Source organism: Shewanella sp. SM23, from assembly GCF_025654295.1.
Lineage (GTDB): Bacteria > Pseudomonadota > Gammaproteobacteria > Enterobacterales > Shewanellaceae > Shewanella > Shewanella oncorhynchi.
The window spans coordinates 61981-74066 of sequence record NZ_JAKKRM010000003.1 but is presented as its reverse complement, the minus strand read 5'-3'; the positions used below and the strand labels follow the sequence as shown (position 1 = coordinate 74066).

12 protein-coding genes and 1 other annotated feature are annotated in these 12086 nt (G+C 48.3%); of the genes, 5 read left to right on the top strand and 7 right to left on the bottom strand.

What is annotated here, in order from left to right; all coding sequences use genetic code 11:
* Positions 1-3: 3 nt before the first annotated feature.
* The 7 genes from L5L98_RS05090 to L5L98_RS05060 all read right to left on the bottom strand — a co-directional run bounded on the left by L5L98_RS05090 (position 4) and on the right by L5L98_RS05060 (position 7690).
* Positions 4-435 carry a glycerate kinase gene (locus L5L98_RS05090; RefSeq protein ID WP_105252115.1) on the bottom strand — a complete coding sequence of 144 codons (432 nt, stop codon included), beginning with the start codon at positions 433-435 and terminating at the stop codon, positions 4-6.
* Positions 436-681: 246 nt separating this feature from the next.
* On the bottom strand, positions 682-1503 hold the full coding sequence (gene trpA / locus L5L98_RS05085) for a tryptophan synthase subunit alpha (protein WP_263139047.1): 822 nt from the start codon (positions 1501-1503) through the stop codon (positions 682-684).
* A 5-nt stretch (positions 1504-1508) separates the two neighbouring features.
* Positions 1509-2699 (bottom strand): tryptophan synthase subunit beta, encoded by a 1191-nt coding sequence (gene trpB / locus L5L98_RS05080; protein ID WP_263139046.1) that lies wholly within the window; start codon positions 2697-2699, stop codon positions 1509-1511.
* Positions 2700-2876: 177 nt separating this feature from the next.
* The gene (gene trpCF, locus L5L98_RS05075) at positions 2877-4355 is read right to left on the bottom strand and encodes a bifunctional indole-3-glycerol-phosphate synthase TrpC/phosphoribosylanthranilate isomerase TrpF (RefSeq protein WP_263139044.1); all 1479 of its coding nucleotides are present in this window, start codon (positions 4353-4355) and stop codon (positions 2877-2879) included.
* Between the two features lie 6 nt (positions 4356-4361).
* The gene (gene trpD, locus L5L98_RS05070) at positions 4362-5408 is read right to left on the bottom strand and encodes an anthranilate phosphoribosyltransferase (protein WP_263139042.1); all 1047 of its coding nucleotides are present in this window, start codon (positions 5406-5408) and stop codon (positions 4362-4364) included.
* Complete coding sequence (locus L5L98_RS05065) at positions 5405-6007, bottom strand: aminodeoxychorismate/anthranilate synthase component II (protein WP_263139041.1); 603 nt, start codon at positions 6005-6007, stop codon at positions 5405-5407. The genes trpD and L5L98_RS05065 overlap by 4 nt, the downstream gene beginning before the upstream one ends.
* Positions 6008-6016: 9 nt before the next feature.
* Positions 6017-7690, bottom strand: a complete 1674-nt coding sequence (locus L5L98_RS05060) for an anthranilate synthase component 1 (RefSeq protein ID WP_263139039.1) — start codon at positions 7688-7690, stop codon at positions 6017-6019.
* Positions 7691-7787: 97 nt separating this feature from the next.
* Positions 7788-7895, bottom strand: a sequence feature (Trp leader region).
* Positions 7896-8106: 211 nt separating this feature from the next.
* Between L5L98_RS05060 and rnm the strand changes: the two genes are divergently transcribed.
* The 5 genes from rnm to rluB all read left to right on the top strand — a co-directional run bounded on the left by rnm (position 8107) and on the right by rluB (position 12001).
* Positions 8107-8967, top strand: a complete 861-nt coding sequence (rnm, locus tag L5L98_RS05055; protein ID WP_113940744.1) for an RNase RNM — start codon at positions 8107-8109, stop codon at positions 8965-8967.
* Positions 8964-9584, top strand: coding sequence for an L-threonylcarbamoyladenylate synthase (locus tag L5L98_RS05050; protein WP_028760994.1), 621 nt, complete (start codon positions 8964-8966; stop codon positions 9582-9584). The genes rnm and L5L98_RS05050 overlap by 4 nt, the downstream gene beginning before the upstream one ends.
* A gap of 159 nt (positions 9585-9743) precedes the next feature.
* Positions 9744-10532: a segregation and condensation protein A gene (locus L5L98_RS05045; protein WP_263139035.1), complete on the top strand. Its 789-nt coding sequence runs from the start codon at positions 9744-9746 to the stop codon at positions 10530-10532.
* 3 nt (positions 10533-10535) lie between these two features.
* Complete coding sequence (scpB, locus tag L5L98_RS05040; RefSeq protein ID WP_263139034.1) at positions 10536-11129, top strand: SMC-Scp complex subunit ScpB; 594 nt, start codon at positions 10536-10538, stop codon at positions 11127-11129.
* On the top strand, positions 11126-12001 hold the full coding sequence (rluB, locus tag L5L98_RS05035) for a 23S rRNA pseudouridine(2605) synthase RluB (protein ID WP_028760991.1): 876 nt from the start codon (positions 11126-11128) through the stop codon (positions 11999-12001). The genes scpB and rluB overlap by 4 nt, the downstream gene beginning before the upstream one ends.
* The last annotated feature ends 85 nt before the right edge of the window (positions 12002-12086 follow it).

Below are 12086 nucleotides of genomic sequence, written 5' to 3'. Positions count from 1 at the left end.
GACTCAATTCATCCAATTTGTTACCCAAAGCTCGCCTGTTACATTGACCCAATGGCCTAGCGAGATAGGGGATTTCCCAAGTTCATTATCAAAGGGGAGCGGTAGGTTTGATTGCAACAGGTAAATTGTATCTTCGGGTGTTTGGCTGATGTCGATGATTTGTCCTGAAGCTTCAAAGTGACAGTTATGCAGCGGGAATTTCAGATGCTGGTGTGGCGTTTGTTTAATCATATCAGCTTGAAGACTGGCACTTGCTAATCGGCCAAGCAATTCAACTGTGACCCATTGGTTAACCGGAAAGCGAATTTCGGCCTGCTGATCGCTACCTTGGTAGTAAAACCAAATTGGCGCACCATTATCGCATTTACCTGCAACTTCACCTTCAAAACCACAGCCCCAAGGCGTTAATTCGAGAATATAGATCCGATACTGCATAAAAAGTCCGTTTTTCTTCGATAGGGCATTCTATCGAGGAACTGTGACTAAATAAATACGCTGTCAGTGTAGTACTGGGTGAGTGTCAGTATTGCCTTGATAGATTATGTTTGAGGGAGATAAAGGCTGAATAAACATAGAGCTTGGTAAATATAAACAAAATAAGCGAGGCGATGAGTCTACCTCACTTATTTTATTTGTAATTGAATTCTTGATTTATATTGGATTAGTTAAATCAAGACTCGCTTAGGTTGCAGCCTTCATAGCGCGAGTAAAATCGCCAAGTGTCGCCAGTAGCTTAGCTTCATCGTGCTGGTGGGTTTCGATGATTTTCACGACGGCAGAGCCAGAAATTGCCCCTGCAGCGCCCGCTTTGATGGCGGCGCTTACCTGTGAAGGCTCGGCAATACCAAAACCGAGGAGCGGTGGTGGGGCGTTAAAGGTTTTTAATTTAGATAAAATTTCCTCTACCGGCACGCCAGCTTTCGTGTCTGTGCCTGTGACTCCTGCGCGGGATAAGAGATAGGTGTAACCTTCACCACTTTTACTCACTTGCTCCAGGGTTTCACTGTCAGCATTGGGCGGCGCGATAAAAATCGGCGCAATACCATGGGCTTTAGCGGCTTCGCTAAAGGGCGCTGATTCTTCCACTGGCACATCGGCGATAAGTACTGAATCCACACCCGCTTGCTGCGCTTTGGCGTAAAACGCATCTATGCCGTTAGCAAACACCAAGTTCGCATACAGCAGCAAACCGATTGGTAGTTCTGGGTATTTTGCACGCACTTGCGCCAGTAATTCAAAACACGCCGTTGGAGTCGTGCCAGCGGCTAAAGAACGCAGGTTAGCGCCTTGGATCACAGGGCCATCGGCCAAGGGATCGGAAAACGGAAAGCCCAGTTCTAAGGCATCGGCACCGTTTTGCACTAATGTATCGATAATTTTTAGCGATAACTCAGGGCTAGGATCACCAAGGGTGACGAAGGGGACAAAAGCGCCACGGCCTTCGGCGTTGAGTCTGGCAAAGGTGGCTTGGTAACGGCCAGTGTTGGTAGACGTGTCACTCATGTTTATTATTCCTCTTTACCATTCAAAATGTCAGAAACGGTGAAAATATCTTTGTCGCCACGACCGGAAAGATTGACCACTAAAATGGTTTCTTTGGTGCACTCGCGCGCCATTTTGACGGCATAGGCGATAGCATGCGCCGATTCCAATGCGGGGATAATCCCTTCACAGCGCGCCAGTTGTTGGAAGGCTTCTAAGGCTTCATCGTCGGTAGCCGATTCATAACGGGCGCGGCCTGTGGCATTAAGATGCGCGTGCTGCGGGCCAACGGAGGGGAAGTCCAATCCGGCTGAAATCGAGTAAGATTCTTCGATTTGCCCTTCGCAGTCTTGCATCAAAGGCGCTTTCATGCCGAAGAAAATACCTGTCTTACCGTGTTTAAGCGGCGCGCCGTGCATTGGCGTGTCTATGCCTTTACCCGCAGGTTCGACGCCAATCAGTTCGACACTTGGCTCGTCGATAAAGTCAGCAAACATACCGATAGCGTTGGAACCGCCGCCAACACAAGCGATAACGGCATCGGGCAGGCGACCTTCACGTTCCAGCATTTGTTTCTTGGTTTCTTCGCCAATAATGCGTTGGAATTCACGCACTATGGTTGGGAACGGATGTGGCCCCGCAGCGGTGCCCAGAAGATAGTGGGCCTTTTCGTAGCTGCCAGACCAGTCGCGCATCGCCTCGTTACAGGCATCTTTTAGGGTGGCAGAACCTGAGGTGACAGGGATCACTTCCGCACCCATCAAACGCATTCTAAATACGTTAGGTGATTGGCGCGCAACGTCTTTGGCACCCATATAGACTTTACATTTTAAGCCTAACAGCGCGCAGGCAAGGGCGGTGGCAACACCGTGTTGTCCTGCGCCGGTTTCAGCAATAATTTCCTTTTTACCCATGCGCTTAGCAAGGAGGGCTTGGCCTAACACTTGGTTGGTTTTATGGGCGCCGCCGTGGAGTAAATCTTCCCGTTTAAGGTAGATTTTCACCATAGGATTTGGGCTTAAATTGCGAGTTAAGGTGAGTGCTGTTGGGCGACCCGCATAGTTTTTCAATAAATCGGTAAACTCGGCTTTAAAGTCTTCATCTTCCTGTGCTTCCACAAAGGCAGTTTCTAATTGCTTAAGGGCTGGCACTAAAATCTGTGGCACATACATGCCGCCGTATTCGCCGAAATAAGGGTTAAGCTTTAACTTTGACATACCTTTTTCCTTATCTTATCAATCAGTTTGTCAGTGGCTTGATGGTGCTAACAGCATCTTGGGGTTAACCGTATCGTTATCTATTTGGCCACTGGCATTAATAGGTTCATATTTTTGTCGAGCATCACGCTTGTCGAGCACCAACTGCATCTAGGGCTTCTTGCTTAGCGCGATAGGCTAGAGACGTAAATGGGTAAAAGCCGTTTGGATCAGTTGCGCCGATTTAATTCCTGCGGCGGTTTCTAGGCCAGAATTAAAATCTAAACCGTAAAATCCTTGGGCATTGGCACTGGCCGCATTGTCGGCGTTGAGTCCGCCCGCCAACATGGCATGGGCTTTTTGTGGGCAGAGGGATTTCGCATCAATGCTTTGCCAATTAAAGGCTTGGCCCGAGCCGCCAAATTGGTCTGCCGTTTTACTATCAAAGAGATATCGCGATGCTCCCTGAGGTAAGTTACCAAGCTCACCCGTTTGCGCATCGACGCTGACGGCTTTCCAAATTTGAGTAGTGAGTCCCGCTTGCTCAAGTCGCTCTGCGAGTTGTGCGATTTCAAGTTCAGTTTCAGTGCCATGCAGCTGTACGGCAGATAACTGCAAACTGGCTGCGGTATCCGTAATGGTGCTTGGCGCGGCATTAACAAACACACCGACGAATTCAATGGCGGGAGCCGCGGATGCGCGATATTCCCTGAGCAATTGTTCAGCGGCGTTAAGGGTTAACGCGCGCGGGGATTTTTCTGCAAAAATCAGCCCGGCGTAGACGGCGCCTGCCGTTGCTGCGGCGCGAATATCTTCCATGCGGGTGAGGCCGCAGACTTTATTGTGACCGAAGATCAATTTACGGCAGGCTAAGTCGATATCAGCCTCGGCCATTATCGAACTACCGACGAGGAAACCATCAACCAGTGGACTCAGGCGGCGTACTTGCTCATTGTTGTAGATGCCTGATTCGCTGATCACCACGCGGTCGCTGCCAATGTGTGGCGCTAGCGTTTCTGTGGTGGCGAGATCGGTACTTAAATCCCTTAAGTTACGGTTATTGATCCCAATAATCGGCGCATCTAATGCGATGGCGCGTTTAAGTTCTTCTTCGTTACTGACTTCAGTCAGCACATCGAGTTGATACTTAGCGGCTTCTTTCGCTAGGCGGTGATATTGTGCATCATCGAGTACGGACAGCATTAACAGAATGGCATCGGCGCCTTGGTGGGCGGCGAGTTTAATTTGGTATTCATCGACAAAAAAATCTTTGCACAGAATAGGTAGGTTCACCCGAGCGCGTACCTTAGGGATATAGTCCATATCCCCTTGGAAAAACTGCTCGTCGGTTAATACTGAAATGCCCGCCGCATATTTTCCGTAAATATCGGCAATGGCTTCTACATCAAAAACATCGCGGATAAGCCCTTTAGAGGGGCTGGCTTTTTTACATTCAAAAATGTAACCCGCCTTGGGCGCCTTGAGTGCGGCAAATAAACTGCGGTCAGAGATTTTTGGCGACAAGCTTGCCTCGGGGAAACGCAGCTTCAGGGCGGCAATATGGGCCGCTTTGGTATCGACTATACGGGTTAACACATTACTTTTTGGCATAGGGTTTGTTTCTGCCTGTGGCTGAGTTCTCATATCTTGGCTATTTGTTATCAGTTCTTGAGTCATTGCCACTTATTCCTTTGTTTCACTGCTGACTTTAGCTAATTGGCTTAACAATTCAAAGGCTTTACCGCTTTGTATGGTACTGAGCGCAAGTAAGGTTCCTGTTTTCACTGAATCAGCAATCCCACACACATATAAAGCACAACCTGCATTAATGGCGACCGCATTGGCATGCGCATCTGTGCCGTAACCTTTTAAAATTGCCTCGGTGATCAAGGCATTCTGCGCGGGTTCGCCGCCTTCTAAGTCACTGATTTGTGCTAAAGGCACACCTAAATCGGCGGGCGTGAGTTGATACTCTATGATGTCGCCGTCTTTTAATTCGGCCACTTGGGTGTTGCCGTGCAGCGCGACTTCATCTAAACCACTGCCGTGCACTACCATAGCGCGTTTTGTGCCAAGCGCCTTTAATACTTTCGCTATCGGTAAGACTAACTCAGGGCTATAAACGCCAAGTAACATAAATTCGGGGCGGGCAGGATTGATAAGTGGCCCTAACACATTGAATAAGGTGCGCGTTTTCAGTGCTTGCCTGACTGGCCCCGCATGTTTTACTCCGCCGTGGTAGTGGGGCGCAAATAAAAAGCACAGGTTCAATGCGTCGAGGCAACGACTGGCGGTGTCTGGTGACATGGTTAAGTCAATGCCAAACTGCGCCAAAAGATCCGATGAACCCGATTTACTCGACACGCTACGATTTCCGTGTTTGGCGACCTTGGCGCCCGCCGCCGCGGCAACAAAGGCCGCAGTGGTGGAAATATTAATGGTATTAAAGCCATCGCCACCCGTGCCAACTATGTCAACGATTCCATTGCTAAGGTTATCGCCATTTGAGTAGGGAAACGTCTTGGCGGCGGCGCGCATCGCATCGGCGGCGCCGCTGATTTCATCAATGGTTTCGCCGCGCATCTTGAGCGCGACTAACATGCCAGCCATAGTGGCTTCACTCATTTCACCGCGAATTAACGCGCTAAAAATCTCAAAGGTGTGCTCGCGACTTAAACTCTTACCTTGGTATAAAAGGTCGAGTAAAGGCTGAATATTGTTTGTACTCATGCATTTACTCCTGCTGTAATGTCTTGGGTTAGAAATGCCAAGGTTTGAATGAGCAGTGTGCTGCCCAACGTCGTCAGAATTGATTCTGGGTGGAACTGAAACCCAACGGCTTTATGCTCAGGGTGCAAAATCGCCATAGGCATAGCGTCAGTGGTTGCGATCACTTGCAAGCAATTCGGTACTTGAGTGGCGACGAGACTGTGATAACGGGCAACGGGCAGGGGAGAAGGCAAACCGGCAAATACGCCAGTACCGTCATGGAAAGTCGGACTTGCCTTGCCGTGTACCACAAAAGGTGCGCGCGCCACTGTGCCGCCGTAATATTCCACCATGGCTTGATGCCCAAGGCAGATACCCAGCATAGGTACCTTACCCGCAACTTTGGCGATAAGTGCCATCATAGAACCTGCCTCATGGGGCGCACCTGGTCCTGGTGATAACACGAGGGCTGCAGGCTCTTGTTCGTTAAGCAGTTTTTCAGCGATATAATCGGCGGCAACATCGTTGCGGTAAATCACCACTTCACAGCCAAGGCTGCGAAATTGATCCACTAGGTTATAAGTAAAGGAGTCAAAGTTATCGAGTAGATAGAGTTTCATGTTTGGCTCCTATTTATATTGCACTGAAGAGAATTGTGCTGAAGTGGATTGAGTTGACGACTCATTCACTGGTGATTCAGTTACTAGCAGTCCAGCGCCCATCTTGATGGCCGAAATCACGGCTTGGGCTTTTTGACGGGTTTCATCTGCCTCGCTTTGGGGATCAGAATCAAATACCACGCCAGCGCCCGCTTGAATAAAGGCGGTGCCATTTTTAACAAAGGCGGAGCGGATCACGATGCAAGTGTCCATGTCACCAAGGGCATTAAGGTAACCCACGGCGCCGCCATAGCTGCCGCGGCGGGCTTTTTCTGCTTGGCGTACCAGTTGTGATGCACGTACTTTTGGTGCGCCCACTAATGTGCCCATATTCATACAGGCCTGATAAGCATGCAGGGCATCTAAATCTTGACGCAGTTGACCCGTTACACGGCTGACGAGGTGCATCACATGGGAATAACGGTCAACTTTTAATAGTTCGGCGACTTTGCGGCTGCCGCTTTGGCTGATGCGTGCGATATCGTTGCGAGCTAAATCGACCAGCATTAAGTGTTCCGACAGTTCTTTTTTATCTAAACGCAGTTCAAGTTCAATACGGCTGTCTAAGTCAAAATCAATCTCGCCCGTGGCGGTTTTACCGCGTTTACGGGTGCCAGCAATCGGGTAGACTTCCACCTGATTACTACTGGCATCAAATTTGAGCGCACTTTCTGGTGAGGCACCAAAAAGCGTGAAATCTTGGCCTCTGAAATAAAACATGTAAGGGCTAGGGTTCGTCAGGCGCAGGGCACGATAAGCCCCTAAAGTATTCGGGCAAGGCAAACTAAAGCTACGGGATGGCACTACTTGGAAAATATCGCCCGCAATAATGTGTTCTTTCAAATCGATAATGGTTTGTTTGAACACCTCATCGGAAATATTGACTTGCTCAGTTGCGTCGATGGCGACCAGTGTCGGTATATCGGCAGGTGAATTACCGAGGGTTTTACACTCTGCAGTTAAACTTTGTACCCGCTCACTTAGCGTTGCGGTGATGGCGGCATATTGAGCTGAATCGTGACTGAAGTTATGGGTAATGATGTCGGCTTGTTTAAGTTTATGATCGATAAGGATTAAGGTTTCAGCGAGGTAAAATAGGTAATCAGGGCAATCGTTATCGCGGTTCGGTACGGCTGGCAGCGGTTCGACGGTATCAATCAAGTCGTAGGCCAGCACGCCACCTAAAAACAGATCCTCAAAGGCGGGCTTGGTCTGGCTGTCAGTATGGGCGCCACAATCAATCTGCTGGATAAACATCCGCAGACCATCGAGTGGCGAGGTCGATTTTAATCGTGCATCTTCATCCTGCAGCTGAGTGTCTTTTTGCAGTGTCACCACTAAGGTCAAGTTATCACGGGCCACATTGACAGCAGTACTGAAAAAGAGCGCGATGGGAGCAAGTAAGCTCGCGCCATTGTCGGTCAGTGCGGTGAAGGTCAGCTGATAACCGTCACAGCGGATCATCATGGCTGCATGGGTCATTACCATGCTTTTTAAGTGATCTTTACTGTCGATTTCGGCCGATTCGAGCAACATAGAATGGGGCGCATCTTGGGTGATGTGCTGATATAAGCGTAGTGGATCGCTGTGGTAGGTTAATGCCGCCTTGAGTGTGCTTGAGCGTGCGAATGTCTGTTTGGGCATCTTCATATTCCAGCTACCTTATAAAATGTCTTTAACATCATGAGTTATCTCGCTTTCTTAATTTTTTACCCGAGTCTGCCGACATTTTTCGCACCTAACAAAAAAGCCCGCATTTCTGCGGGCTTCTTGTTGATTCTGGCCACTTTCAAATGAGCACAGAGCTTCACACCACCCGCTACGTTGGGAAGTGCCACCACCAAATGATGTTTAATGAAGCGTTAATGTGTGTCATTCAAAAGGGTCTCGCTAATTCAGTCAATTGGTGTATAGAAAACCTTAGCTGGAGCTGAATGTCAATTGAATATTTTTCACTTCCTGCGATTTATTCGCTGCAATGATGCATAAAATTGATGTTACTCAGCCACAAAATACGAGATAACAGCGCATTTGTTAACAAGTTCGCGTACAATAGCGCCATGAATACTCAAAGCATATTGGCTGATCTACACAGCCACACGACCGCGTCCGATGGTCAGTTAACGCCGTCTGAATTGGTGGCAAGAGCCCTTGAAAAGGGGGTGCAGTTATTTGCCATTACCGATCACGACACAGTGGCTGGTTTACCTGAAGCCCGTGCCTTTAATCAGGCTCAAGCTACTCCATTGAAATTGATTTCTGGCGTGGAAATCTCTACTCGCTGGAACAGTTACGATATCCACATAGTGGCGCTTAACTTCGATGCTGATAATCCAGCGTTATTAGCATTTTTAGAAAACCAGCGCGAATTACGTGAATTACGGGCTCAAGAAATTGGTCATAGATTAGCTAAAGCCGGCATTGAAGGTGCCTACGAAGGTGCTAAGGCGTTGGCGGGTGATGCGGCATTGAGCCGTGGACATTACGCTCGCTGGATGGCTGAAAATGGTCATGCTGTGGATATGCCCAGCGTCTTTAAACGCTATCTTGCCCGCGGTAAAACCGGTTATGTGCCTAATAATTGGGGTGATATGGCCAGTGCCATTGATATCATCCATAACGCAGGTGGATTAGCCGTGTTGGCGCATCCCAGTGGTTATAAGTTATCGGCTAAGTGGCTTAAGCGCTTAGTGCGTGAATTTAAAGAAGCGGGTGGAGATGCCATGGAAGTGGTGCTTGGCCAGCAAACGTTAGACGACAGGGCCAATCTTGTGGCGCTGAGTGTCCAAAACCAGTTGCTCGCATCGATAGGGAGTGATTTTCACTTTCCGAGCAGTTGGATAGAATTAGGTAAAAATCTGTATCAGCCCCAAGGTATTGATTGGGTCTGGCAATCGGAATCTTGGATGGAACGACCATGAGTCAGTTTTTTTATGTACATGAAGTAAATCCGCAAACGCGGCTTATTAGTCAGGCGGTCGCCGTATTGAAAAGCGGCGGTGTGATTGTTTATCCCACCGATTCGGGCTATGCCTTAGGCTGCTTGATTGGTGAGAAAGACGCGATGACGCGGATGGCGAGAATTCGTCAAATTGAGAACGATCATAACTTTTCCTTGATGTGCCGTGATTTATCCGAACTTGCGACTTACGCTAAAGTGGATAATCAGGCGTATCGCATCCTAAAAAGTTGCACGCCTGGGCCTTATACGTTCATTTTCAAAGCGACTAAAGAAGTACCGCGTCGCTTACAAAATGACAAGAAAAAGACCATAGGTATTCGTGTGCCCGACAATGTGATCGCACTGGCGTTACTTGAAGCCTTAGATGCGCCGCTGATGTCGACCAGTTTAGTGATGCCGAATGCAGAATTTGCCGAGTCTGATCCTGAACAAATTCGTGATTTGCTCGAGCATCAAGTGGATGTGATTATCCACGGTGGTTATTTAGGCGAAAAGCCAACGACTGTGATTGATATGTCTGAAGATGGCGCCGAGATTTTACGTGAAGGCGCGGGTGATATCACGCCGTTCCTCTAAATCTGCCGCATTAGATTTATCGCTAATGGATGCGGGTAAGTGATTCGGATAGTGGTAGTCAACATTTGGCAGTTTTATCGTCGTAGATTTACAGGTATAATCGCGCGTTTGGCGTTAGCCTAGGTTGGATAGCGCAGTGTTAACGGAGCAAGATAGCGGATGCAGGGCACGCAACAAAGTTTACCCTTAGCCGTTATTCGTGGTCAGGCAATGACCGAAATGCCGCTGGATTTGTTTATTCCGCCGGAGGCATTAGAAGTATTCCTCGAGTCCTTTGAAGGGCCATTGGATTTGCTTTTATATTTGATCCGTAAGCAAAAATTAGACGTTGTCGATTTACCCATTCAGCAAATCACCGCGCAGTATTTAGAATATATTACGTTGCTGACTCAGGCTCGAATTGAACTTGCCGCCGATTACTTAGTGATGGCGGCAACGCTTGCCGAGATTAAATCCCGTTTGCTGCTGCCGCGTATGGTGGCTGAAGATGAGGTTGAGGAAGATCCTCGGGCTCAATTGATCCGTCAGTTGAAAGCCTATGAAGTGATTAAAGAAGCGTCGCAAAAACTCGATGATTTGCCGCGGCTCGAGCGGGATGTGTTTCAAGCCAAAGCAGTGGCAGCACCTGACATTAAGCCGTTAATGATCCCGCCAGAAGTTTCGTTGTTTGAAATTGCCCGCGCCTTTGGTGATGTACTCAAACGTATCGATGCCTATGAAGATCATCATGTTAAGCGTGAACAGTTATCGACCCGTGAGCGCATGAGCCAGATTTTAGCCATGTTGAACTCGGAAGATTTTACGGCATTTGAACGTTTATTTACCATAGAAGAAGGCCGTGCCGGCGTGGTAGTCACCTTCTTAGCTTTGATGGAATTAGTCAAAGAATTATTGGTCGAATTGTACCAAACAGAGCCGTTTTCAACTATTTACGTTAAGGCCTATTAATTGATGCAGATAAATCCGACTCAATTAAAACAGCTTATTGAAGCGAGTTTGTTTGTATTGGGGAAACCCTTGTCGGCGAAAATGTTGAAAGACACTGTATTGGTGGATTTCACGGTTTCTAGAGACAAAATAAAAGCTGCATTGGATGAGCTGCAGCAGGATTATCAAGACAGAGGTGTGCAACTTGTGAAAGTCGCAGGGGGTTATCGCTTCCAGACCTTAGAAGTCTTGAGTCCTTTTTTGCAACCCCTGTGGCAAGAAAAGGCGCCTAAATATTCGCGTGCGACATTAGAAACCTTGGCGGTGATTGCTTATCGTCAACCTGTGACTCGCGGCGATATTGAACAGGTGCGCGGTGTGGCTATAAGTAGCCACATCATAAAAAGTTTGTCAGATAGACATTGGATTAAAGTAGTTGGCCATAAAGAAGTACCGGGGCGACCCGCGTTATATGCCACTACCTTAGAATTTTTAGCATATTTTGGCTTAGATACCTTAGCGGATTTACCGCCGTTGTCGGATACTGAGTCATTGCAGGCGGTTTTTTCAGGTTTGAAATCAACGCCAGAACAGTCAGAAGAGCAAAATACTAAATGAGTGAAAAATTGCAGAAAGTCTTGGCCCGTGCAGGCCATGGCTCCCGTCGTGAGATGGAGGCATGGATTGCTGCAGGCCGAGTTAGTATTGATGGTGAAATTGCTAGCCTTGGGGATCGTATTGAAGCTGATGCTAAAGTGCGTATCGATGGCAGAGCCATTTCGTTAAAGTCTGCCGAAGATGTGATTTGCCGTGTGCTGGCATATCATAAACCTGAAGGCGAAATTTGTAGTCGTAAAGATCCTGAAGGCCGTCCAACGGTATTCGATCGCTTACCTAAAGTGCGTGATTCACGCTGGGTAGCGGTTGGTCGTTTAGACATTAACACCTCAGGCTTATTGTTGTTTACGTCAGATGGTGAGTTGGCGAACCGTTTAATGCATCCATCGAACGAAGTCGACCGCGAATACGCAGTGCGTACCTTTGGTGAAATCCCTGAGGCGACAGTGCAACGTTTACGTACTGGCGTCATGTTAGAAGACGGCCCTGCGCAGTTTGATAGCATCAAACCAGCGGGCGGCGAAGGCATGAACCAGTGGTGGCATGTGTGTTTACGCGAAGGTCGCAACCGTGAAGTGCGCCGTTTGTGGGAATCCCAAGAAGTGCAAGTGAGCCGTTTGATCCGTATTCGTTATGGTATGGTCGAACTGCCAAAATCACTGCCTCGCGGTGGCTGGGTTGAATTGCCCGTAGAGCAAGTTAACTACTTGCGTAAGCTGGCAGGTCTTGAGCCCGAAACTCGTACTATGCTCGCCGCTGATAAACACAGCGTAGCCCGTGCTCAGGTGAAGAGTGCTAAAATTCGCCGCGCCGTACGTAAGCATAAAGTGACCGGTTCGGGAAAACCTAAGCCATCGCGTCAGCGCAGCTAAGTTGTTTTATCTCAATGAAAAAGGCCGCTAAGCGGCCTTTTTGCTTTCTGTTATTTGCAGCTATGTTATAACAAGTCTCAGTTGG

Excerpts from the sequence above, each read along its gene's own strand:
- L5L98_RS05045 (WP_263139035.1), top strand. The coding sequence starts at position 9,744 with ATGCAGGGCACGCAACAAAGTTTACCCTTAGCCGTTATTCGTGGTCAG.
- L5L98_RS05065 (WP_263139041.1), bottom strand. The coding sequence starts at position 6,007 with ATGAAACTCTATCTACTCGATAACTTTGACTCCTTTACTTATAACCTA.
- scpB (WP_263139034.1), top strand. The coding sequence starts at position 10,536 with ATGCAGATAAATCCGACTCAATTAAAACAGCTTATTGAAGCGAGTTTG.
- rluB (WP_028760991.1), top strand. The coding sequence starts at position 11,126 with ATGAGTGAAAAATTGCAGAAAGTCTTGGCCCGTGCAGGCCATGGCTCC.
- L5L98_RS05050 (WP_028760994.1), top strand. The coding sequence starts at position 8,964 with ATGAGTCAGTTTTTTTATGTACATGAAGTAAATCCGCAAACGCGGCTT.
- trpD (WP_263139042.1), bottom strand. The coding sequence starts at position 5,408 with ATGAGTACAAACAATATTCAGCCTTTACTCGACCTTTTATACCAAGGT.
- L5L98_RS05060 (WP_263139039.1), bottom strand. The coding sequence starts at position 7,690 with ATGCCCAAACAGACATTCGCACGCTCAAGCACACTCAAGGCGGCATTA.
- rnm (WP_113940744.1), top strand. The coding sequence starts at position 8,107 with ATGAATACTCAAAGCATATTGGCTGATCTACACAGCCACACGACCGCG.
- L5L98_RS05090 (WP_105252115.1), bottom strand. The coding sequence starts at position 435 with ATGCAGTATCGGATCTATATTCTCGAATTAACGCCTTGGGGCTGTGGT.
- trpA (WP_263139047.1), bottom strand. The coding sequence starts at position 1,503 with ATGAGTGACACGTCTACCAACACTGGCCGTTACCAAGCCACCTTTGCC.
- trpB (WP_263139046.1), bottom strand. The coding sequence starts at position 2,699 with ATGTCAAAGTTAAAGCTTAACCCTTATTTCGGCGAATACGGCGGCATG.
- trpCF (WP_263139044.1), bottom strand. The coding sequence starts at position 4,355 with ATGACTCAAGAACTGATAACAAATAGCCAAGATATGAGAACTCAGCCA.